Raw genomic sequence first — 22,591 nt, 5'->3', positions numbered from 1 at the left:
TTAGAAAGCCTACATTGGACTTTCAGAGACTGATCCGGGTTTGAATGAATATGGGAAACAGGATCTCCGGAGAAAACCGGTTTCCATCAACAAACTATTTTATGATCAGCTGTTAATGGTTGTGGTTGTAAGGAACTTAAATGCACCATCCTGGATGGTCTTGATAAATGCCATATCCTTGTTTGCGTCACCCTCTTCGTTGAAAGAAACAGCACCTGTAACACCGTCAAATGATACAGTCTTGAGAGCATCCTTTATAGCCTCGCCGTCTGTTGACTGTGCCTTCTCGATGGCATTGTATGCTGCAAGGTAAGCGTCATATCCGAGAGCGGATACTGCAGGGATGATGTCTGACTGATCATTTGACTTTAAGTACTCCTTGAAGCCCTTGATAAATGACTCGGCCTCTGCATTGGCAGGTTCAGCCTCATCGAAGAAGGTTGAAAGTACTACGCCCTCTGCGTCGGCTCCTGCGTTCTCAATGATGGTTGAGTTCTCCCATGTATCACCTGCGGCGATAAGAGCTGTGATACCAAGCTCTCTTGCCTGCTTGATGATGAGAGGTGCTGTAGTAATGGATGAAGGAGCGAATATTACGTCAGGATTTGCAGCCTTGATGTTTGTAAGAACCGCCTTGAAATCTGTCTGGTTTGTCTGGAACTGCTCCTCATCAACTACTGTTCCTCCAAGCTCTGTGAAAGCAGTCTTAAAGTAGGAACCGAGACCTGATGAATAGTCATCTCCAAGCTGTGTAAGCACGGCTGCGCTCTTATAGCCGTTCTGCATAGCGTAGTTAGCCATTACAGTACCCTGGAACGGATCCAGGAAGCATACTCTGAAGTAATATTCATTTCCTTGAGTAACCTGAGGGTTTGTACATGAGCATCCTATGGCAGGAACCTTGGCATCCGCAAAGATCTGTCCGGCTGCTATGGAAACACCTGAACCGTAAGAACCTAAAACTACGGAAACCTTCTCGCCCATAAGCTTGTTGGCTGCATTTACTGCCTCAGTCTTATCTGACTTGTTATCTACCTCTACAAGTTCGATTGTATACTCCTTGTCACCGATCTTGACTGTCTTGTGAGTTTCGTTTGCATAACGAATACCAAGCACCTCCTGGAATCCGCCGCCGCCGTTCTCACCGGTTGTGGGCTCAAATACACCGATCTTGATAACGTCTCCCCCTGCACTTGCACCGCTTCCTGAATTTCCGCCTGCTGATGCTCCACCGCAGGCAGCAAGTGATGCAGTCATTGCTGCAGCAAGACCTAATGATAAGATTTTCTTCAGTTTCATTTTTCCCTCCTAAGTGTTGACTCGTTAGTCAAAAGTCGATATATGCTGGCTTCGCTTTCACGCTGAAGCTGACTTATATCCGTTATTTGTTTTTGTACAATCTGCTTATTTTGTCCGTCCGGGAAAAACAAGTGTGTTTCATGCACAAACATTTGTGATTATTCTATCACTTTTAAGGATTATTTCAACATATTTAAGGCTAAAATATTACTCAATGTTAATGATAGAATGTTTATGACAACTGCGGGTTATGACTTGACGCAAAAAAACGGAGCTACCGCATGCGCGGCAGCTCCGTTGCTGTCCTCTATATGTTATATCAAGCCGGACGAAAATGCAAGGGATGCGCGACGGCCCACGAGATTGAAAGTACATCCGGCACAGAATTGTTCGCCCAGTATGCACTGACGTGCATTCTGTTCGGACAATTCTGTACCGTCTGTTCTTTCAACTCGCAAGCCTAGCCGCACATCCCTTGCATTTTCTGATTTTGGCTATTTACCAGATAATTTTAATATAGCAGTAGAGGATGATAGAAAAAACAGCTTCGGCGATGATTAGCAGTACCGAAGCTGTTTTTATATCGTTACATCCGATGGTCTTTACGGCCACGGCTGATGTTTTTGCGATTGGTTATATTATTTTGGTCGTAGTGGTCGTAACGATTGTTATTGAAATTTGTATTGTGATTGTTGTGGTTTTGGTTCTTTTGGGATCTGCGGATCTGAAGGACTTCCATGAATTCCTCTTCGGACATGTCCAGGTCTTTGAGGCGTTCGGTGCGGCGGTCATGCATGTATCTGGCCATTTTCCGGGAATCTCTCACACGTTTTATGCCGAGAGCGGCGAATGTGGCTAAAATGGCAACACCGACAACGCCGGCAATTGCGGTCACGCTTATGGAGGTCAGGGCTTCCTTAGGCTGTTCGTCCGCAGCGGAGGATTCCTGAGAGCTGGTTTCTATGGCGACTGTCGGTTCTTTTTCGATAGAATATCTTCCCACGGGGAGACCGTCTGCAAGATATTCTATTTCAGCTATGGTGTGTGCGGAAACATAATCCGGCAGGTTATAGTTCAGTCTGTAGGTAAGTCCTTCCTGAGAGGAGCCGACCGGTAATGACACATACATGGGTTCCTTTACGGAAAGGTCTGAAGCTGTGCATCCGGAATCCACAATAGTATCTGCGATCAGACGGTTCTTTATATCCTCTATGTTGAAGAGTGATGGATCCAGAAGCTGGTTTTCCGTACTGTAGAAACCGAGGTCCAGCATGGCTTTTGTATCGGTATAGTGAGCAGGGTTCTTATCTTTAAGAACAACGGCTACAAGATTTCTGTCGTTTTCACTGGCCATGGTGATGAGAGTATTGCCGGAATCCATGGTATAACCGGTTTTTCCTGCAATGACTCTGTTGTCGGAGTACTTTGTATCATCACGGTGCATTTTGTGTTCCATATAAACTGTATGGCCATCCGGATTACGGATGGTGCTTGCCAGCTTATAGGAAAGGTGGGAATCGATCTCCATGAAGGCTTCATTTTTCATGGCAGCTATGCCTATAAGACCCATGTCATAGGCGCTTGTATAGTGATTCTCGTTAAAAAGACCTGAAGGATTTGTGAAATGGCTGTCTGTGCATCCAAGCTTTGCAGCTTTTTGATTCATCATTTCCGCAAATGCTTCCCTGGAGCCTGCGACATGACAGGCCAGAGCATTGGCTGCCTCGTTGGCAGATTTCAGAAGAAGTGCGTGGAGACAGTCTTCAACCGAAAGAGTATCGCCCTCTTCTATCTGGGCGTTGGAGGATCCTGCGTCAACATTGTAAACATCGTCATGTGAAAAGGTGACCATATCATCAAGTTTGCAATTATCCAGCACTACCAGTGCAGTCAGGACCTTTGTGATGGAAGCCGGGTACTCTTTTGTATGTGCATTCTTCTGAAAAAGCACAGCTCCCGTATCTGCGTCCATAACGATGCCGGCTTCAGCATTGATCTCCACATACGGAAAATTCCATGCTGCGTACGCTTTGATGGCACTAAGAGGCGTGATGAGGTTACATATTAAAATTGTCAGTGTGGCGAGCACGGTTAAAAACCGTATTCCACCATGCTTCTTTCTGGTCATTGTTTCTCTCTTCCGGTTCTTTTTATTTTGTCTTTTTCATGTTCAAGTCTTGCATAGTAAAACATGTATTGCTGGAGCACTCCGAGGACCGGTTTATAGCTTTCCGGCCAGGTGCCTCTGTAAAACTGCTCTTTTACTCTCTTCATCCACACATCCTCCGGACAAAGGGATAATCTGTGAAAGCCGAAAAGTGCTGTACAGGAGGCGACCTTTATACCGACTCCGTGAATCTTCAATAATTCTTCCAGGAGCACTTCATCGGAAGCTTCGGAAAGTGCTTTTAGGTCAATCTCTCCAGTTGACACCTTTCTTGCGGCTTCCATTATGTAACCGGTACGGTAGCCCGTTCCGGTGGAGCCTATCTCCCGATCATCAAGTCCTGCCAGAGTCTCTGCATCGGGAAAAGGATAATATGTTGTCTTTTCCGGTATTCCGTGGGTTAATGCATGCCACTCAGAGCTGTCAATAAAGCATTCCTCTTCTGCAAGAGCACAAAGCTTTTCAACTGTTGTACGTATGGCAGGCACGGATTTTCTCTGAGAAATGATAAAGCTTATGAGCATTTCCCAGGGATCCTGATTAAGTATACGGATGCCGGTTCCATAATCCATGCAGGATTTCAGAAATTCATCTGAAGGATCTGCATAGCTTCTGTAGCTTTCGTAATCTGTTGTGAGATCGAAATAATGTTTATAATAGTCCTCCCACTCAGATTCGGTGCAGCTTGCGAGATACGAATCCTGTCCACCTTCAGGGTCTCTTGAGATAAGAAGACATTTGCCTGAGGCTACGATTTTATATACGGGATATTTTTCGTTAATGTTTCCCACTGAAGTCATGCGGAAACATTGGCCCGATTCTGCTATGGCAGTCAGATCAAAATCTTTAAGCGTCAAGTGGATCATTCAGTACCTCCGTGCCCTCAAGAACAAACCTGCCACCGGAAATGATGTATATATGTTCGCCCTGACCGGTAACAGCCTCTATGGACTCAAGTTCATGATACGGGATTGTTATATCCGTATGAACGGCAAAATATGCTTTATCGGGATTTGTTTTTCTGAGGATGGAACACTCATTGTCTTTGGCAATGAGCTCTTTTCCGTCAGGGTTAAACAGATGCATTTCCTCAATAAAGGAGTAACAGGTATCGCCAACGGCAAAATGAGGCCCTGTTTTCTCTGCAATGAGGATGGGCATCCTTGCACCGATCCCGTATTTATCGATCATTTTGTAAGCAAGAGTATTTGTTCCGATGGCGAATTCTCCTATGGGAAGGTTTTCCTTCTCTCCGAAGATCACGCGGCGGATAAGTGCTCTTGAGGCTTCCGGATCCTCAAAGTTTTTACAGCTGTAATCAGTCACTCTTCCGTTTTCGAAAACTATCCTTAAGTCTTGGAATTGTATGCCGCCTATAAATACCGATTTAACGTTCAGTATACCTTTTGTGCCTGTAAGTACAGGGGATGTAAATACTTCCCCGAGAGGAATGTTTACATCGGACAGACAGTTTTCAAAGTTTGACTGTTTCCCGGGATCAGTAAGGGAATGAAGCATCACCTTCATGTCGGTATCATTTCCACGGCCTTTAACAAGCACATAATCCGCTTTATCGAGAGCTTCTATAAGCTTTGCCTGTACCGGCATATAGGTTTCCGAAGACAGAGTGTTGATGGCAATTGTCTCCCGGAAGATTTCCTGAAAATCAGGTCCGATGGTAGGCAGTGGCCATGCAATAATTGTGAAGGAACGTTCCTCGGCATCTATATACTTATATACGGTATTCTGGAGGTCACTTCTGTATTTTCCGTAAACCTCCTTCTGATGATCATTGAAGCTTAGCTTCTCGGACTTCTCCACGGGCTCGAACCCGGGCTCTCCAAAGGTTTCCATAACAACGGGCCCGGCATAACGTTTTATCTCCGAATCATAGGAACGGAATATCTGATCCGTTTCCTCAAGCATACGGGATGATATGCGATCTCCCATTACAAGAGAAAGATCATAGCTGTGATCATAGTCCATCTGCCGGTTGGGGCTCTCATAAAGGAAGCCGGCTCCCTGGGGAGATCTGGTAAGGAAGTGAGAGGATCTCACCGGAACAGTGTAATCATAACCATCTTCCTTAAAGTACTCCGCTGCACGTTTTACCACTCTTTCGAAACCTATATGGAATCTAAATTCAATAAGAGATTTTTTATCATAAGGCTTTCCCTGGCTCAAAAATCCGTCTTTGAAGCCTTTGTACCAGGTGTAAGCCATACGGTCCACCTCTTCATCTGTAAGAGAAGCGGTAAACTCTGCTGTTTTGTATGCTGTATCTGATATATAAGCTCCGTAAAGATATATGTCATCAACGTTTTTAAAATCATGTGATGACAGGACTTTTTTTGTATAGGTGTCTGAAGCTATAAACTGTCCGTCCATCTGCTTCTTCAGGAAGTCCATGGAGTAATCATAAGCATAGGAATACAGAACATCCTTTACTGTCTGAACCTCGGGAAGTGATTGTGCGTCAGCATTAACCTCTGAAGCTCTGTAATCAGAAGTGAAAAGGCAATATACCTGAATAAAGGTTTCCAGGACATTAGTTATATCAATAAGATCCTTCTCATAGGCACTCTGAATAAGGTTCTCGATTTCCATAAGAAGTACCGAAAGGATATTTCCATAGGGGGAAAGTTTCTTTTCGGCGTAAGCCGGATTAAGGTATGAGTTCTCGTAATCCCTTACCATATCCTCATACAGCAGCTTATTCCATTTACGAAGGTCAATGTTTACATCTTTACCGGAATGGCTGTCTTTTAACAAAGAATATCCGGACAGATCTGTATGTTCAGTTTCTTTTATAAAATCATCAAGCATTATGATGAATCTTGCGCATGTAATGAAATAATCCCGGAAAGTTTCCGGCACAGCCTTTTCTTCCGGGATTTCTCTGATGCGCTCTATAGCATCGTTATATCGTTCCATATTACCTCAAAAAAACAAACCTAAAAGAAGCAGGATGACCCATAGGATCACTATGATTCCTGCTGCGATACCTGCAACGTGTAAAGGTATGTAATTGCACTCGGGATCCTTTTCAAAAACCATGGAATTAAAAACTGTATAAACAGCCATAATGATGGAACTTATGCCCAGGGCGCCTACAAACAATGGTCCCTGTCCCTCCATACAGGTGGAGATCACGATACAGGACACAAGTAAAACAAAGGATATTATGGCGGTCATCACTCTGAACCAAGTACCGGGTACAATCTTTTTACGTATATAATTATATCTTTTTTTATTAGCCACTAAATGCCTCTGGATCCATGACGTCATTCCGGATGACGTTTAAAATAATTTACTTTTCTTATGTGCTGCACAAAACAGAAAACAGCATAACCTAAAGTGCCTCCCAGAGTATTAAGTATGATATCGTCCACATCACAGCTTCCTGCACGCAGTACAAGCTGGATCATCTCGATACCGAAGCTCAGGAGATAAGTACAGATCACGGCATTGTACCAATGCTCCCTGCATCTTGAGCTGATCACACCCAGTATAAAACCAAAGGGCATAAAGCCGAGAATGTTTCCGTAGAGGTTCAGTAAAACTCCTCTCAGCCCTATCTGATTTCCGGAAAAAAGGTATCTGCTGATCTCTACAAAGGGTGTGAGATTATAGGTGTATTCTGTTTTTGCGCCTACTCCTCTCTGTTCCATCTCAGAGAAAAACATGAGATAAAGAAGAGCAGCCAGATAAAGTACGAAAAGGATCCAACCAATCTTCTGGTTTCTGGTTGAATGCTTTGCCATTTTTAGAAAGTGAGTTCGTTCTTACGCTTTAAAAGTACGGTTCCGTTTATGATGGAAATAATGCCAACTGTTATTCCTGCAACAAGGATCACTATTCCGAGAGCGATGGAGCCGGCTCCGGTATCTCTCATTGTTTTATAAATCTTCTCCATGATATCTCCTTTTAACTGATTTCTATAAAGGCTAATGTATTTTATCATAATGGGCTGTAGGTGTCAAAAAATGATGATTTTCGGGACAACAGAACCGTATCCACCGGGGATACTTCTCATCGACGAGAACCATCCCGGTGGAATTTTGTTAATGTGTTTGTTATAATTCTCTCTATGGAAGCTGAATTATTTAAAGAATTGGAAGATAATGACAGAGCCGCTGTATGTGAGCTCGTCAATGAATGTAATCTCGCAGATCATACGAACTATGATACGGATCTGGACGGGGATTTTTATTATATTGTCAGAAATGATGATAAGGAAGAAAGCGGAATTGATTCTGAGCTTATTGCTGTTCTGTCAGGCTACTTTCTCGGTGAGACAATAGATGGAAAAAAAGTAATTGAAGTAGAAGCCTTTACCCATCCTGTAATGAGGGGAATAGGCTTCTTTTCCATGTGTTATAACAGTCTGAGGGATGATTTCAGGGACGTTAAGATAAAATTCATGATAAAGAAACCGCTTTTCGGATTCGATGATGTCTCATATGAGCATATAAATTTTGATTCCGATGATGAATCAGAAACAGAAGGTTTCCTCTGTGAGTGTGATTCTCATAATGGATCAGAATCAGATAGTTCCCTCTGTCAGGGTGCTTTCCATGGTGGATCAGAGGATCAAAACGGGGAAAAGCCATTCAGAATCAAAGCTCCGGTTCCTTTTGTGATACCGGATACCTACGAGACTCTCACGGCTATAAGTGCTGTTCATGTTTATGACGAGCTCCTTATGGAAAAGGTTCTGGATCACCCTATTGCGGACCCGGGAGATGATCTATGCTGTAAATACGGTGAGGTCCACCTCACAGGCTATGACAAGGAAACGCTTTATCTTTACGGACTTCTGGTATATGACAAGTACCTTGGCAAAGGCCACGGAAAAGCTCTTATGAAAGCCGTTGAAAACTACGAAAAACCCGGGAAGTATAAAAAGATACTTTTGCAGGTTTCAAGCAATAATGTAATAGCTCATAATCTATATGAAGGTCTTGGATATGTGGAGACCGAAAGAATCGTATATATGATGGTATAAAAACAGCGCAGGTGGTATCCCACCTGCGCCTTTTTGCGATAAAGCCTTCACACGTGCGGTGTACCTGTACAAACGCACATGATCCGGGAGTTTTTTCCCTATTCGAATGTAGTCATTAAACCTTAATCTTAATCCTGTCAAGCTTCCAAATATCTTCCACATACTCTTCGATAGTTCTGTCAGATGAGAACTTACCGGCATGTGAAGTATTGAGAATTGCAGCTTTAGCCCACCAGGACTCATCCTCGTACTGCTCGCAGGCTCTTCTCTGAGCTTCGTCATAGGCAGCGAAATCCTTAAGTATGAAGTAACGGTCAGCCACATCTGATTCATGTGTATTGAGAAGTGAGTTATAAAGCGGACGGAACAGCTCAGGATTCTCAGGGCTGTAATATCCGTTTACAAGCTGCATAAGGACTCTTCTGATTTCCTGATTATGGTTGAAAATCTCCATAGGATTGTACTGATGATTATGCTCAAGAGCGATAACCTCATCAGATGACAATCCAAAGGTGAAGGCATACTCATGACCTACTTCCTTAACGATCTCAACATTGGCACCATCCATCGTTCCAAGTGTAAGAGCACCGTTAAGCATAAGCTTCATGTTTGAGGTTCCGGAAGCTTCCTTTGAAGCTGTTGAAATCTGCTCTGAGATATCTGCAGCCGGGATGATAAGCTCGGCATTGGATACTCTGTAATCCTCGATAAAAACAACCTTGATCTTTCCGTTTATGGAATCATCGTTGTTTATAACATTGGCAACATTGTTGATAAGCTTTATGGTAAGCTTTGCTGTCTTGTAGCCTGCTGCCGCCTTTGCGCCAAAGATATAAACATGAGGATGGAACTTCATCTCCGGATGATCTTTGAGCTGATTGTAAACATACATTACATGAAGTATGTTCAGAAGCTGTCTCTTATACTCGTGAAGTCTCTTAACCATGACATCAAAGATAGCTTCGGTTGAAACCTCTATGCCATTATGCTCAAGGATGTACTTTGCAAGGCGCTCCTTGTTGTGGCGCTTGATAGCCATAAACTCGGCCTGACACTTTTCATCATCTGCATATACAGCCAGTTTGCTAATCTTGGAGAGATCTGTGATCCATCCATTTCCGATCTTATCAGAAATCCATGCGGCAAGCTCAGGGTTTGCATGAAGAAGCCATCTGCGCTGTGTGATACCGTTTGTCTTGCTTGAGAACTTCTCAGGATACAACTCATAGAAATCCTTGAGAGTTTCTTTCTTGAGAATCTCTGTATGAAGCTCTGCAACACCATTTACTGCATGTCCGCCAACGATAGCAAGATGTGCCATCTTAACCTGTCCGTCATATATGATAGCCATCTTTTTGATTTTATACTCTGCATTCTCAGGATAATTAGTACGGATATACTCACAGAAGCGTCGGTTAATCTCCTCAACGATCTGATAAATACGTGGAAGAAGCTTTGAGAAAAGCTCGATAGGCCATTTCTCAAGCGCCTCAGCCATAATGGTATGGTTTGTATATGCACAGGTCTTTTTGGTTATCTCCCATGCCTCATCCCATGAAAGCTCATAATCGTCCATAAGGATTCTCATAAGCTCTGCTACCGCAACTGTAGGGTGTGTATCATTTAACTGGAAAGCAACCTTCTCATAGAGATGCTTAATGTCTCCGTTGTGTCTGTCAACATAATCCTTTACAGCTGTCTGCACGGAAGCTGAGATAAAGAAATACTGCTGGCGAAGACGAAGCTCCTTACCTGCATAGTGATTGTCATTTGGATAAAGAACCTCAACTATGTTACGGGCCATGTTTTCATTTTCAACAGCAGCCTCATAATTACCCTTATCAAACTCATCAAGGCGGAAAGTTTCCTTTGCCTGAGCATCCCATACACGAAGAGTATCTACCACATGATTGTTGTAGCCTACAACAGGTGTATCATATGGAATAGCAATAACTGACTGATATCCCTTATGCTCGAATTTAAGCTTTCCGTTGTGGTTCACGGATTCTACCCATCCGCCAAACTTAACTTCCTTTGCTAGCTCTGAACGGCGAAGCTCAAATGGATTTCCATCTTTAAGCCAGTCATCAGGTACTTCCTTCTGATATCCGTTAACAATCTGCTGCTTGAACATACCGTATTTATAACGTATGCCGCAACCGCATGCACAATATCCAAGAGTTGCAAGAGAGTCAAGGAAGCATGCTGCAAGTCTTCCGAGACCGCCGTTTCCGAGAGCCCAGTCAGGTTCCTCATCCTCAATGGCATTAAGGTCAAGATTAAGCTCCTCAAGAGCTTCCTTTATCTCATCACGGCAGGAAAGATTTATGATGTTGTTACCGAGAGCCCTTCCCATGAGGAATTCCATTGAAAGATAATACACTCTCTTGGCATCCTTTTTCTCAGTTACCTTCTGAGTTTCCATCCAGTCATCAATGATGGTGTTCTGCACGGCATATGCAACTGCATGAAATGCTTCTTTTGTTGTGAGCTCATCAAGTGATCTGCGATAAAGCTTGCGGGCACTGCTCTTAACCTCTTTTTTGAATAACTCCTTATCGAACTTCTCCACTATCCTATCCTTTTCCTTTCTCAAAATTAAGATTTCGAATCCTTATGGAAACAAATATATGTTTCCATAAGGGGGTTCCTATCTGGTCAGTAATATATTAAATCTTTTCGACAGCGAGAGTCATGGTCTCTCCGTTGATATCCCATGCCTTCTCGTATCCCTGAGTAAGATTATACACGATTGCGTCCGCCATAACCACTCTTATAATCTCACTTTCATTTTTACGCATAAGATTAGCCATTTTATCATTGTCCTTCACATATACCTTTATGTGATCCATAACCTCGAAACCGGCTTCTTTACGCATTGTCTGTATCTTTGAGATGATCTCTCTTACAAAGCCCTCTTCTATGAGCTCCGGTGTAAGATTTGTATCGAGAACAACAGTGAGATTGTTGCCCTCTTCTGTGACAAATCCACCCTTCTCGGATACATCTATAAGAAGATCATCCTTTGTAAGTGAAACCTCTTTGTCACCATCAACCACAAACTTAATTTCGCCGTTGGTCTCAAGCTCGTCCATGGCCTTTGATCCATCGATCTCAGAAAGATATGTACGTATCGAATTCAGATGCTTTCCGTACTTGGGACCTACAGTCTTAAGCTGTGGCTTGAAGGTGTAGGAAGTAAATGCTCTTAAGTCATCCTGGAAAATAACATTCTTTACATTGAGCTCATCCTCGATGATGTCAATGTAATACTGATCAAGACCGGACTCCGACTTCACATACATGTTACCGATAGGCTGACGGTTCTTTACAGCTGCTGTATTTCTTGCCGCACGACCAAGGATAACTATACGGAGTACCTTATCCATGCTCTCTTCAAGAGCTGCATCTATCATTGATTCATCCGCCTTAGGGAAAGAACAAAGGTGAACCGATTTCTTTGCCTTGGGATCAACTGTGCATACAAGATTTCTGTAGATGGACTCTGTGATGAACGGAACCATAGGTGCCGCAATCTTTGAGAAGGTAACCAGTGTGGTATAAAGAGTCATGTAAGCATTGATCTTGTCCTGCTCCATACCCTTTGCCCAGAAACGCTCTCTCGAACGGCGAACATACCAGTTGGACATGTCATCTGCAAATTCCTGAAGGGCATTTGCTGCCTCAGGAATTCTGAAGTTTGTAAGATTGTCATCTACTGCCTTGACTACGGAATTGAGCTTGCTGAGAAGCCACTTATCCATAACCCCGAGCTTATCGTATTCAAGTGAATACCTGGTTGGGTCAAAATCATCAATATTCGCATAAAGCACAAAGAATGCATAGGTGTTCCAAAGTGTGGAAAGGAACTTACGCTGTCCTTCTACCACAGCCTTGTCATGGAATCTGTTTGGAAGCCATGGAGCCGAGTTTGTATAGAAGAACCAGCGGATAGCGTCTGCGCCGTGCTTCTTTAATGCTTCCATAGGGTCAACAGCATTACCCTTGGACTTACTCATCTTCTGTCCGTTTTCGTCCTGAACATGACCGAGTACGAGAACGTTCTCGTAAGGTGCCTTGTTGAAAAGTATTGTACTCTCTGCAAGAAGTGAGTAGAACCAGCCTCTGGTCTGGTCAACTGCCTCACAGATAAACTGTGCCGGGAACTGTGCCTCAAAAAGCTCCTTGTTCTCAAAAGGATAATGATGCTGTGCATATGGCATAGCGCCTGAATCGAACCAGCAGTCGATAACTTCAGGTACTCTCTTCATGTCGCCGCCGCACTTAGGACACTTGCAGGTAAGCTTGTCAACGTAAGGCTTGTGGAGCTCGATATGCTCGTAACCTACGTAATCTGAGCTGTAGCCCTCCTTGCCGGAAGCCTTAAGCTCTGAAAGAACATCTTCATAGTTGTATGCTCTTTCTCTCAGCTCCTGAATAGAACCGATGGCATCCTTCTCGCCGCAGTCCTTACATACCCAGATATTGAGAGGAGTTCCCCAATAACGGTTACGTGAAAGACCCCAGTCCTGAACATTCTCTATCCATGCACCGAAACGGCCTGAACCGATGGTCTCGGGATACCACTTAACGGTAGCATTATTCTTAACAAGGTCATCCTTTACAGCGCTCATCTTGATGAACCAGGATTCTCTTGCGTAGTAGATAAGCGGTGTATCGCATCTCCAGCAGTGAGGATATGAGTGTGTGAACTTAGGAGCATCATAGAGAAGCTTTCTTCCCGAAAGATCCTTCAATACCTCAGGATCACAGCTGATGGCACCCTCTGCGATTTCCTTTTCCGTAGGCTTACATCTCATGCCTGCGAACGGAGTCTCGGCAGTCATGCATCCGCTCTCATCAACGAACTTAACGAGAGGCATATCATTCTCACGACCTACACGGGCATCATCTTCACCGAAGGCAGGAGCCTGGTGAACGATACCGGTACCGTCTTCAGCTGTAACGTAAGAATCACATACTACGTAATGAGCTCTCTTGTGCTGCTTAGCTGCCACATCTGCCGCACACTGATAAAGGGGCTCATAGTCAATACCTACGAGATCCGTTCCCTTATAGGTCTCAAGAACCTCATAAGCCTTCTCACCTTCCTTTGCAAGAGGTGAAAGAACCTTGTCAAGAAGTGATGAAGCCATGACATATGTATAACCGTCAGCGGCCTTGACCTTTGAATACTCAAGATCCGGATTTACGCAAAGTGCGGTATTGGAAGGAAGTGTCCATGGTGTGGTTGTCCAGGCAAGGAAGTAGAAATCCTGATCCTTTGCCTTGAAACGAACGATGGCCGAACGCTCATTTAACTCCTTATAGCCTTGAGCTACTTCGTGGCTGGAAAGAGGGGTTCCGCAGCGTGGGCAGTAAGGAACTACCTTGAAGCCTTCATAGAGAAGACCCTTCTTCCAGATCTCTTTAAGAGCCCACCACTCGGACTCGATAAAATCATCGTGATATGTAACATATGGATTGTCCATATCTGCCCAGAAGCCTACCTTGTAGGAGAAATCCTCCCACATTCCCTTATACTTCCAGACATTTTCCTTACACAAATCTATAAAAGGCGCAACTCCATACTTCTCAATCTGCTCTTTTCCGTTGATGCCGATGGACTTTTCAACTTCCAGCTCTACAGGAAGTCCGTGGGTATCCCATCCTGCCTTTCTGGGAACCATAGAACCCTTCATGGCACGGTATCTTGGGATCATGTCCTTAAATGCACGGGTCTCAACATGTCCGATATGAGGTTTTCCGTTTGCGGTAGGAGGACCGTCGTAGAACACGTAAGAAGGATCTCCCTCATGCTCTTTGATGGAATCCTCAAAGATATGATTCTGTTTCCAGAACTCCTCAACCTCATTCTCGCGCTCTACGAAGTTCATGTTTGTATCAACTTTTTTAAACATCAGCGCCTTATCTCCTTAAATCATATATTAAACCGAAATTCCGCAGCATCCTTTGCCGTTTTTAAACGTGATTTTCCAATGTTTTGAAAAATGAGTAAACTTCGATCTTTAGCGTACTAATTATATCGGACTCACCTTGTAAAATCAAGCAAGGGAGGCGTTAAAAGCTTTACAGACGGGTAGATATAACCGGAATTTATGGATGATATAAAACAGCCGGTGTTCCGCTATGGAACACCGGCTGTTATGTCACGCTACCGGAGTAACATGTTTTTTCAATTCATTTTCCACGGATTCCGCTTCGGAACCTATGATTATATGTACTGCTGTTTTACTGGGGCGAAGAACTCCTCCGACTTTTGCGGATCTGATCTTCTTCTCATCCACGGCACCGTATTCGTTTATCTGTACCTTCAGCCTTCCGCCGTCATGGTCGACTTCCCGGACATTTTCGCTGCCTCCGAGACCTTCAAGAATGATCTTTGCAACTTCAGACATATCAGCTTTATTGTCCAGGGTGATATGCAGCTTCTCATCCTCTGCTATCTTCATAGAAAGCTTGTCTGCATTTTTTCGTTTAATTTTTTTGTAGACATTGTAGGCTATAATGACAGCAATCACAGCCGCCACTGCCAGAGCAATGATCAGGATATTGTTGTTTTCCATACCGTCTCCGTTCCGTCGCCTTCAGCCGGCGGCATAAATAGTGATGAAAAGTATTATTCATCAGTCCCTTATCCCAGAGCTTTTATGAATATATTTTCATTAGTCTTTTCTGTCAGAGCTGCTGCTTTGAATATTTTTTCAATTCGGCCACATAGCGTTCCCCAAGTTCACTTAAAGGGATTTTTTTCTTCTTGATATATCCTATAGTCATCTTTTCGTTGGTATCAAGCTTTACAGTGGTATATTCATCACCGTTCAGTTCTTGACAGATGATGCCTGAGCACATTGTATATCCATTGAGCCCAACCATGAGATTCAGGGCTGTGGCCCTGTCATCACACTTTATGATCTGCTTATAATCATATGTGCTTAGTACTTCCTCTGCAAAATAGAAAGAGTTATGCTCCCCCTGATAAAAGCTGAGGCAGGGATAATGCTTCAGATCCTCAAGGGTCACAAGCTGCTTTTTTGCCATGGGATTCTGTTTACTCATAAAAACATAAATGTCACAGTCAAAAAGCGGTATGAATTCCAAAGAATCTTCTCTAAGTATCTTGCCGATGACTTTGTTGTTGAAATCATTCATGTAAATAACCCCGACTTCGGAGGTCTGATTCTTTACATCATTTATGACTTCAATGGTCTTGGTTTCCTTAACAGCGAACTCGTAAGTATCCATACCAAACTCTCTCGCAAGCTGTATGAAGGCTTCAACCGCAAAGGTATAATGCTGCATTGATACTGCAAAATTCTTTTTACGGGTGCCTGCATTGACATACTTGTCTTCCATGAGCTGGTACTGCTCAACGATCTGTCTCGCGTATCCGAGAAACTCCTCACCCTCCGCAGTGATGACTATACCACGATTGGATCTGAGAAAAATGTCGAGACCGATTTCTTTCTCAAGCTCTTTTATTGCGGCAGAAAGTGACGGCTGAGTGATAAAAAGATGCTTTGCGGCCTCATTCATGGAACCGCAGTCGGCAACCGCGATCACCTGTTTTAACTGCTGTAGTGTCATATTATATTCCCTTGGAAGTTACTTCCATGCTGCAGAGTAGGTAACGAAACCCGCAGGATCAATATGTATATGGTCTGCCATCCAGGTTTCATGACCGGATCCTATGATATGAGAGGGTGACATGGTGCTTATGCTTCCATCTGACTCTTTTATTTCAATCACGGCATCGGTTCTTAAACATCCGTCACCTATATAAACCCTTTCACCCATGGAGCCATCTGCCTTTCGTTTATACAGCTTCATAGAAGCATAAGTATACCAGGAGAATCCGTTCTCTTTTTCAGGCATAAGCTGATAGCCTCCTGAGGTGCGTTCAGAAAACTCGGCAATAAGATCAGGATTCTTTACAAGATAATCCCTGTAAATATAGGTCAGGTCACTCATCTTTTCCGCAGGTTCTTTTGATCTGTACACTGACCCATTATAAGCTAGCTTTGTTCCATCGGGAGCAACCGTATCAATCAGTGCCGCACCGTCCTCTCCGACATAAAAATTGCCTACGTGAGCGGATTTTGCAAGTGTGCCTGTAGATGGATCAAGGTAGTAAAATTTACCGTCGTCAATGATCCAGCCTACAGTGAGCTTACCGGACTCATAATAATATTTCTCCCCGGTAGCATCTGTGTACCAGCTTTTATACAGCTCAGTAGCTTCTCCGGTTACGGGATCTGCCTTGTACAGAAGAGTGGTGCCGTTTTCGTCGGTTTTATAGACAGAAGAAGTGTCATTTACACTGGTAGAAAATCCTGTTACGTCAGATGCTGTCACTGTTTCAGTCGTTGATAAGGTTTCTGAAATTGCGGTGTGATCTGAAGAAGTATCTTTTTCAGAAGATTCCAATGTTTCTGCAGCCGGTGCCAATGTCTCTGTGGTTGGTGCCAATGTTTCTGCACTTGATGCATTTTCGGAAGGTGCAGTCTCCGCAGCACCGGACTCTGAAGTATCTCCTTTGTACAGAGCAAGACCGGTTTTAATGTCTTCCGGTATATCAAGCCCGTTGGCTTTGTAAAAATCAGCCACGGTAGTATAGTATTCGGCCTTTTGAGAGTCATTAAGCAACTCAAGTGCAGCTGCAATATCATCTTTTTGTGCCGCAAGGCCTAAGGATGTCTGGGATAGTGAAACTGCCGCTGTTAAAGCGGCAGATATCATAAACATTTTTCTTGTATATTTCATATATAACCTCATCAGAGTAATGTGTGTCTCTGCTCTTCAGGTGTCTTTGGATTGAGATAAGCAGGAGCCACATCAAATACTGTGATACAGCCCTTCTCACCTTTCTTTGCCATGCGGTCAACCGCTCTTGCGTAAGCTGCAAGTACTGAGCCTGTGAACTCAGGGTTTGAATCAAGCTTCAGGCTGTACTCGATGAACTCATGGTGCTGACCTTCATCACCTGTCACACCGGATCTCATAACAAATCCGCCATGAGGAAGCTCTGCGTGATCCTTCTTCATCTCATCTTCTGAAATGAAGTGGATGGTAACGTCGTAATCTGCGTAGTAATCAGGCATGGTCTTGATAGTCTCTTCAACCTTTGTCTGATCTGCACCATCTTCCAGAACTACAAATACCTCTCTCTTATGCATCTGTCTTGCTGAAAATACCGGATGTTCACCGTTTCTTACGGCATTCATGGCATCTTCTACAGGAAGTGTGTAGGATCTTGCATCCTTTACGCCCTCTACGCGGCGGGCTGCATCACTGTGTCCCTGGGAAACACCCTTGCCCCAGAAAGTATAATGCTTTCCTTCCGGAAGTATGGACTCTGCATAGATTCTTGCGATGGAGAACATTCCAGGATCCCATCCGCATGAGATCATTGCAAGCTTTCCGGCTTTTTTAGCTGCTTCATCAACAGCTGCAAAATGCTGGGGAACCTTCGGATGTGTATCAAAGCTGTCGATGACATTGAAATACTGTGCATATTCCGGTGTCTGCCTGGGAAGGTCTGTAGCTGAACCTCCGCAGATCATGAGCACGTCGATCGCGTCTTTATAATTTAAAACATTGTCAACGGTATCTACCTTAACGCCCGGTGTATTGATCTTAACTGTTGAAGGATCACGTCTTGTGAATACAGCCACAAGCTCTTCATCCTCGTTGCGCTTTATTGCACTTTCAATTCCGCGTGAAAGATTTCCGTATCCAAGTAAACCTATTCTGATCATAATTATCTCCTATTGAGTGAAACTATAACAATACGTTACAAAATACGCAAATATTATAACACACTGAAATCGCTACGCAATAGCGTGAGGCTGTTACAGATATATGAAAAATTTGTGAAGTGTGTTATTACCGGCGGGAATATATGGTATGGATGCCATCTGGCTCCTACCTGTTTATTCTTGGCTGAATCAACAAGAAAATACTTCTTCCATCGTTCTCCGGAGGGTGGCTTCCGAACATGTGGCACTGCCCTGGATCATTTCTTTTTGTCCGCCGCCGCGGCCGTTTACGAGAGAATTGAAATCTTTGGCTTTACTTCTGACATCCACGTTTGATGAACCTATGACGTAATTCCACTGACAATTATCATCCTGAGCGTTTATGGAATCGTCTTTTCTTCCGAAAACTCCAACTACTTTGGATGCAGTGTGCTTCATGAAATGGTCGCAGCATTTTCGGAGCTCAACATTGTTCATGCCTTCTTCTATATCTGTGAGAACACCGTCGAAATCCTTCAGGGTTTCTGCCTTCATTTCGTAGTATCTCTGATTGATGGCACCGATACGCCAGTCTTTCTGACGGCTCTGATCCAGAACCAGCTGTACGCCTTCCACAAGTTCATCTATGGATATGGAAAGCATGTGGGACAGCTGAACCAGCTGCTCATGTTTTTTTCTGTAATCGGACAGAGCATCGTTTCCGCAGAAGAGTTCAACTCGAACTCCTCCCTTATGACCAAGGACAGAGAGGATCTTGATGGCTCCTATTTCGCCGGTGGTCATGACGTGGGTGCCACAGCAGGCACAAAGGTCGGCGCCTCCCAGATCCACAAGTCGTACATCGCCTTTAAGTTCTTTTTTTGAACGGAAATCTGTCCTTTCAAGTTCTTCCGGTGTTGGCCAGAGAGTATTGACCGGCACATTTGAAAGGACAACGGCATTGGCCTCTTTTTCTATTTCCATAAGCTGCTCAAAAGTGAGGATACCGTCGAAATCGATGGTCATGACATCGCTCATATGGAAGCCTACATTGTTGTAGCCGAAATGTTTATGAACGAGGCCTGAAACGATGTGCTCACCGCTATGGTTACGGGAATTTCTCATACGGTTTTCCCAGTCGATGACGCAGTGAAGGGTTTCACCCTCCGGCAGGGGTCTGTCAACGGTGTGAAGTATTTTCACCTTAATGTTTCCCCGGTCATCTGTGAGCTTTTCGCCGGTGGATGGGTCCTTAAGTGTAACCTCCTGAACATCCGACAGAACTGCATCTCCGATAGTGCCTTTATCCGCCGGCTGACCGCCTCCCTCAGGATAAAAACCGTGTGCGTCCAGTTCTACCAGATATTTATCTTCTTTTTTAACGCAGGACAAAACCTTTGCGTCAAATTCCTTCACATAAGGAACCTGATAGTATAATGATTCTTTTTCCAAAATAGTCTCCTTAAATTTCCCTTGTCGATTCTTTCAGCCACTGAAGCTCTTTTCCATCAAGATAAGGTGAAAGCTTTTCGTACACAGTTCTGTGGTAGGCATTAAGCAGGTCGATATCGTGCTTTTCCATCATAGAAAAATCAATAGCCTCCAGGTCGTAGGGTGCCATGGTAATGAAGCTGAACCTGAAGAAATTTCCGAACTCAGTAGTCTTCCATTTTTCTACCAGAGTAAGATTCTCGGTTCTTATTCCGTGACTTCCCTCGATGTAAAGTCCAGGTTCATCGGAAGTGATGTTTCCCTCTGAGAGAGCCACATCCTCCATTCTGCCGGGAGCCTTGCGGTAACGGATGGCGTTGGGTCTTTCATGAACATTCAGGCAGAAGCCCACACCGTGACCTGTTCCATGGTTATAGTTGAGACCTTCCTTCCAGAAAACCTCTCTTGCGGCAAGGTCCAGGGTTATTCCCGAAGAACCCTCAAGGAATTTCACATCTCCGAGTCTCAGGTGCGCCATAAGCACCATGGTATAATGCTTCCGTTCCTCATCTGTCAAAGGTCCCATGGCTATGGTTCTTGTAATATCAGTGGTTCCTTCATAGTACTGTCCGCCGGAATCTACCAGGTAAAGTCCCTTTGGTTCAACCTTTGAAAAGCTTGTTTCGGTTGGTGCATAGTGAGGGAGGGCTGCATTGGAACCATAAGCGGAAATGGTTGTGAAGCTTGGCTCGATATAACCCTCCTGTTCTTTACGGAAGCTTTCAAGTACAAGTGCACTGTTCCACTCATTGAGTTCGTCGGATCCAAGAATCTCCCGGGTCTCCTCTGTAAGGGCACCGGACTCATCAAAAGCGTGCTTCATAAAGTAAAGATACTTTGTGATAGCTACGCCATCCTTGATGTGGGCCTTCTTCATATTCTCAATCTCTGTAGGGTTTTTGCAAGCCTTCCATTTTGAGGTAGGAAGCATTTCCTCTGCAATCTTCATGCTGTCATGAAGATCCGAAATGGTCTCGAAATTGGTTTTTCCCTTCTCGAGAAGAACGGTCATGTCTCTGAGAATCTTTACATCCTCATAGAAGCTGTCATAGTCCTTGAGACACACATTGATCTCTGAAAGATATCCAAGTACAGTATCATCAAAGTCAGCTTTGTTTGCATAAAGGACAGCATTATCCATATAAACGATAATGTATGAAAGAAAAACCGGATTGCAGGGGATATCATCAGCTCTCAGGTTAAGGAGCCAGGCAATGTCATCGAGACTTGTGATGATATGGAGTGCGGCTCCATGCTCCTTCATGCAGGTTCTTAAATCCTTAAGCTTTTCGCCTGCGCTTTTTCCTGTATATTTTTCTTCAAGTATCCATACTTTTGATGCGGCAAGTGCAGGTCTTCCGGCCCAGACATTACCCACCAGATCGGCTCCTGTGGAGAGGGAAGCATTTTTTGCGGAAAGCTTTTTCTTAAGTGAATCACCATGTTTGAAATCCACGCATCTTCCGTCAAAGCCCAGCACACCGCCATCAGGAGTTTTCTCCAAAAGGTATGAGTCAAGAGTTGGAACTCCTGGCTGGCCCATTTTCATAAGGTCAATGTCTCTGCCCTCCATCTCCTTCTCTGCCTGTATGAAATATCTTCCGTCAGTGAATAAGGCAGCGCTATCCTTTGTTACCACCATATTGCCTTCTCCGGTAAAGCCTGAAAGGTAATGGATGGCACGGAAGTGGTCTCCTACATATTCACTTTGATGAAAGTCATCGGTAGGAATCAGATATACGTCCACACCTGACTTCTCCATTTCAGCTCTTAGATTTTTTAACTGTTCGTTCATGTAAAATTCTCCATATTATATTAATCCAAAATGAACTAAAGCATTTTTTATTCCGTCTTCATCGATCCTATCTGTGATGTAATCCGCAACGGCTTTTGCTTCATCCTGGGCATTACCCATGGCAACACCCACATTCACCATCTTCAGCATTTCGATATCGTTAAGGCTGTCACCAAAAGCGTAAGTATCTTTTTTGTCGATTCCGAAATGTTCGCATAAGCGCTCAATTCCTCTGGCTTTGCTGTAGGCAGCTTCCACAACATCGGCACCGAAATTCTTCGAGAAAAGCATGACACTAAGCTCCGGGAATGCTTCCTGAAGGACAAAGCTTTTTTCTCTGCTTCCGTAAAAAGCCAGCGACCTTACGGGAAGGTTCAGAAGCTCCCAGGGATCCCGGAAATCTCTTCCCTGATATATGCCGTAGTAGTTTTTATCAAACCACAGAACCTCTTCATGATTTATGAAGTAATCCTTTTCATTTATTCTGCAGCCTATCGGAAAATTTGCATCGGCGCAATAGGTGAGGAGCCTCTTGAGCAGATCCTTATCCATGATGCGGTCCATGAGGACATTATCCTTAACCTCAACCATGGTACCGTTCATATGTACAAGGGCATCGGGATTAACTTCCCTGAGATATCCGATGGACATGTTGTTCTTCATGTCACGGCCCGAGGCGATGATCACGAGATAATCATTGTTCTTGAGCTTCTCAATGCTTTCCAATAGCCTTTCGGAATCCAACCGGATTTTGACCATATAACAAGGGGATTAGCCCCGAATGAACATTGAAAAGAGAATACTATCCTAAAAACAGAAGAAGATGAGTGTATTTCTGGGATATATTCTAAAAAAGGCGTACTTTAACAAAGCACCTGATTTGAGTGACTTTTGGGATCAATGTGGTAGAATGATATCAGTTGATCAACTAAAAATCAGGCAGCTTGTGCGAATATATCTCTGACAGGATTATCGGATTGAGCTTTGCCCCATGCGTCAAGATGTTGACACATCATGATGCAGTAGAGGCGGCAGTACCACATTTTTGTAGAGTGGTGTCTGCCGTTTTCTAA

The 22,591-nt window shown here is 44.0% G+C and carries 17 protein-coding genes; 1 reads left to right on the top strand and 16 read right to left on the bottom strand.

Annotated features, from left to right (window positions below; all coding sequences use genetic code 11):
• Nucleotides 1-105: 105 nt before the first annotated feature.
• The 7 genes from G625_RS0103045 to G625_RS22690 all read right to left on the bottom strand — a co-directional run bounded on the left by G625_RS0103045 (nt 106) and on the right by G625_RS22690 (nt 7,382).
• Complete coding sequence (locus G625_RS0103045) at nt 106-1,299, bottom strand: ABC transporter substrate-binding protein (protein WP_029199940.1); 1,194 nt, start codon at nt 1,297-1,299, stop codon at nt 106-108.
• A 586-nt stretch (nt 1,300-1,885) separates the two neighbouring features.
• A complete protein-coding gene (locus tag G625_RS18115) occupies nt 1,886-3,427 on the bottom strand; it encodes a D-alanyl-D-alanine carboxypeptidase family protein (RefSeq protein WP_049895637.1) in 1,542 nt (513 codons plus the stop codon).
• Entirely contained in the window at nt 3,424-4,332 is a 909-nt protein-coding gene (locus G625_RS0103035) for a DNA glycosylase (RefSeq protein WP_029199939.1), read from the bottom strand. Before G625_RS0103035 ends, G625_RS18115 begins: the two co-directional genes overlap by 4 nt.
• Nucleotides 4,313-6,400 carry an aminopeptidase gene (locus G625_RS0103030; protein ID WP_029199938.1) on the bottom strand — a complete coding sequence of 696 codons (2,088 nt, stop codon included), beginning with the start codon at nt 6,398-6,400 and terminating at the stop codon, nt 4,313-4,315. Before G625_RS0103030 ends, G625_RS0103035 begins: the two co-directional genes overlap by 20 nt.
• 6 nt (nt 6,401-6,406) lie before the next feature.
• On the bottom strand, nt 6,407-6,727 hold the full coding sequence (locus G625_RS0103025) for a hypothetical protein (protein WP_029199937.1): 321 nt from the start codon (nt 6,725-6,727) through the stop codon (nt 6,407-6,409).
• Nucleotides 6,728-6,750: 23 nt separating this feature from the next.
• On the bottom strand, nt 6,751-7,230 hold the full coding sequence (locus G625_RS0103020; protein ID WP_029199936.1) for a VanZ family protein: 480 nt from the start codon (nt 7,228-7,230) through the stop codon (nt 6,751-6,753).
• A 2-nt stretch (nt 7,231-7,232) separates the two neighbouring features.
• On the bottom strand, nt 7,233-7,382 hold the full coding sequence (locus tag G625_RS22690; protein ID WP_029199935.1) for a hypothetical protein: 150 nt from the start codon (nt 7,380-7,382) through the stop codon (nt 7,233-7,235).
• Between the two features lie 153 nt (nt 7,383-7,535).
• Here G625_RS22690 and G625_RS20905 point away from each other — a divergent pair, with 153 nt between their 5' ends.
• Nucleotides 7,536-8,474 carry a GNAT family N-acetyltransferase gene (locus G625_RS20905; RefSeq protein WP_198014842.1) on the top strand — a complete coding sequence of 313 codons (939 nt, stop codon included), beginning with the start codon at nt 7,536-7,538 and terminating at the stop codon, nt 8,472-8,474.
• 115 nt (nt 8,475-8,589) lie between these two features.
• Here G625_RS20905 and G625_RS0103005 read toward each other — a convergent pair whose 3' ends face one another.
• The 9 genes from G625_RS0103005 to G625_RS18105 all read right to left on the bottom strand — a co-directional run bounded on the left by G625_RS0103005 (nt 8,590) and on the right by G625_RS18105 (nt 22,244).
• A complete protein-coding gene (locus G625_RS0103005) occupies nt 8,590-11,049 on the bottom strand; it encodes a glycogen/starch/alpha-glucan phosphorylase (RefSeq protein ID WP_029199933.1) in 2,460 nt (819 codons plus the stop codon).
• 94 nt (nt 11,050-11,143) lie between these two features.
• Nucleotides 11,144-14,395: an isoleucine--tRNA ligase gene (ileS, locus tag G625_RS0103000; protein WP_029199932.1), complete on the bottom strand. Its 3,252-nt coding sequence runs from the start codon at nt 14,393-14,395 to the stop codon at nt 11,144-11,146.
• A 249-nt stretch (nt 14,396-14,644) separates the two neighbouring features.
• Nucleotides 14,645-15,061 (bottom strand): PTS transporter subunit EIIB, encoded by a 417-nt coding sequence (locus G625_RS0102995; protein ID WP_029199931.1) that lies wholly within the window; start codon nt 15,059-15,061, stop codon nt 14,645-14,647.
• Between the two features lie 112 nt (nt 15,062-15,173).
• Nucleotides 15,174-16,082, bottom strand: a complete 909-nt coding sequence (locus tag G625_RS0102990; protein ID WP_029199930.1) for a LysR family transcriptional regulator — start codon at nt 16,080-16,082, stop codon at nt 15,174-15,176.
• Nucleotides 16,083-16,100: 18 nt separating this feature from the next.
• A complete protein-coding gene (locus G625_RS0102985) occupies nt 16,101-17,258 on the bottom strand; it encodes a hypothetical protein (protein ID WP_029199929.1) in 1,158 nt (385 codons plus the stop codon).
• Nucleotides 17,259-17,269: 11 nt separating this feature from the next.
• Nucleotides 17,270-18,256, bottom strand: coding sequence for a diaminopimelate dehydrogenase (locus G625_RS0102980; protein WP_029199928.1), 987 nt, complete (start codon nt 18,254-18,256; stop codon nt 17,270-17,272).
• Nucleotides 18,257-18,442: 186 nt separating this feature from the next.
• A complete protein-coding gene (locus G625_RS0102975) occupies nt 18,443-19,684 on the bottom strand; it encodes an alanyl-tRNA editing protein (RefSeq protein WP_029199927.1) in 1,242 nt (413 codons plus the stop codon).
• 10 nt (nt 19,685-19,694) lie between these two features.
• Complete coding sequence (locus tag G625_RS0102970; RefSeq protein ID WP_029199926.1) at nt 19,695-21,518, bottom strand: aminopeptidase P family protein; 1,824 nt, start codon at nt 21,516-21,518, stop codon at nt 19,695-19,697.
• A gap of 15 nt (nt 21,519-21,533) precedes the next feature.
• Nucleotides 21,534-22,244, bottom strand: coding sequence for a Cof-type HAD-IIB family hydrolase (locus tag G625_RS18105; protein ID WP_198014840.1), 711 nt, complete (start codon nt 22,242-22,244; stop codon nt 21,534-21,536).
• Between the last annotated feature and the right edge of the window lie 347 nt (nt 22,245-22,591).

This window comes from Oribacterium sp. NK2B42, from assembly GCF_000424445.1.
Lineage (GTDB): Bacteria > Bacillota > Clostridia > Lachnospirales > Lachnospiraceae > Oribacterium.
Note: the sequence above shows the minus strand (reverse complement) of the source record. Positions and strands in the feature narration are given on the sequence as shown.

Coding starts and splice junctions, on each gene's coding strand:
- G625_RS0103045 (WP_029199940.1), bottom strand. CDS start 1,299: ATGAAACTGAAGAAAATCTTATCATTAGGTCTTGCTGCAGCAATGACT.
- G625_RS18115 (WP_049895637.1), bottom strand. CDS start 3,427: ATGACCAGAAAGAAGCATGGTGGAATACGGTTTTTAACCGTGCTCGCC.
- G625_RS0103035 (WP_029199939.1), bottom strand. CDS start 4,332: ATGATCCACTTGACGCTTAAAGATTTTGATCTGACTGCCATAGCAGAA.
- G625_RS0103030 (WP_029199938.1), bottom strand. CDS start 6,400: ATGGAACGATATAACGATGCTATAGAGCGCATCAGAGAAATCCCGGAA.
- G625_RS0103020 (WP_029199936.1), bottom strand. CDS start 7,230: ATGGCAAAGCATTCAACCAGAAACCAGAAGATTGGTTGGATCCTTTTC.
- G625_RS22690 (WP_029199935.1), bottom strand. CDS start 7,382: ATGGAGAAGATTTATAAAACAATGAGAGATACCGGAGCCGGCTCCATC.
- ileS (WP_029199932.1), bottom strand. CDS start 14,395: ATGTTTAAAAAAGTTGATACAAACATGAACTTCGTAGAGCGCGAGAAT.
- G625_RS0102995 (WP_029199931.1), bottom strand. CDS start 15,061: ATGGAAAACAACAATATCCTGATCATTGCTCTGGCAGTGGCGGCTGTG.
- G625_RS0102990 (WP_029199930.1), bottom strand. CDS start 16,082: ATGACACTACAGCAGTTAAAACAGGTGATCGCGGTTGCCGACTGCGGT.
- G625_RS0102985 (WP_029199929.1), bottom strand. CDS start 17,258: ATGAAATATACAAGAAAAATGTTTATGATATCTGCCGCTTTAACAGCG.
- G625_RS0102970 (WP_029199926.1), bottom strand. CDS start 21,518: ATGAACGAACAGTTAAAAAATCTAAGAGCTGAAATGGAGAAGTCAGGT.